We start from the raw sequence: 741 nt of genomic DNA, 5'->3' as shown, positions 1-741 counted from the left end.
GATAACGAAGCTCGCTTCGATCGTAGCGGGTCCGGTTCTCAGTCGTCCACATCGGCAGCCTCCACACAGGCAGCCTTGAATCACAAACCCCTCACCTCACTCAATATGTCGCCGGACAGACACTCAGGGATGAAGGTCGTCGTTCTGCGCAACCGCTGGCACGCAGCGGCGACAACGGCAGGCTGGAAACCGAGCTCGTAGAGGTCGCCGCAGAGGGTGGACAGATACGTCCCCGGGTTCGCGGGCTGCCGAACGCGGCTGTCGAACAGGAGCGCAACCGCCGTGGCGGTAATCTTGCGGCTGGGCTTGGCATCGATCGCAGCGCCTGCCGCCTGCCCGAGGCGCCTGAGCCTATCAGGATCCGGTGCGTCGGCGATATCCTGGCGCAAGCGCTCGAGCGCCCACGGCGCCCCGATGAGATCGCCCACATAGGGCTTCTCGATTATGAGCTTACCCCAGTGCACGGGCCCGAGATCGGTCAGCAGCCGTTCGATCTGGAGGTGCGGCCGAAGGTCGGGCAGGTCACCTGTTCGGGCAGTGGCATGCTCGCCACGATGCGTAAGTTCAGTCGACATCAGGAAGGTACTCCCGCACGCGATCCAGTGCGCTGAAGGCGGTCGTGTCCCAGGCGGTGGTGTAGCTGAGGGGTGGTCATCGGCGGTTGCCGGGTAGGGTCGGGTTGCGACGACCAACCCCGAACCCGAGAGACCCCCGATGACCGACGAGATCATGGCCCTGCGC

1 protein-coding gene is annotated in these 741 nt (G+C 64.8%); it reads right to left on the bottom strand.

Going from position 1 to position 741, the window contains the following annotated elements; all coding sequences use genetic code 11:
* Positions 1-80 precede the first annotated feature (80 nt).
* The gene (locus FV234_RS25930; RefSeq protein ID WP_147832457.1) at positions 81-575 is read right to left on the bottom strand and encodes a hypothetical protein; all 495 of its coding nucleotides are present in this window, start codon (positions 573-575) and stop codon (positions 81-83) included.
* Between the last annotated feature and the right edge of the window lie 166 nt (positions 576-741).

The sequence above is a fragment of the Methylobacterium sp. WL8 genome (genome assembly GCF_008040045.1).
GTDB lineage: Bacteria > Pseudomonadota > Alphaproteobacteria > Rhizobiales > Beijerinckiaceae > Methylobacterium > Methylobacterium cerastii.
The sequence above is the reverse complement of the archived record's forward strand: the minus strand, read 5'-3'. Positions and strand labels throughout refer to the sequence as shown.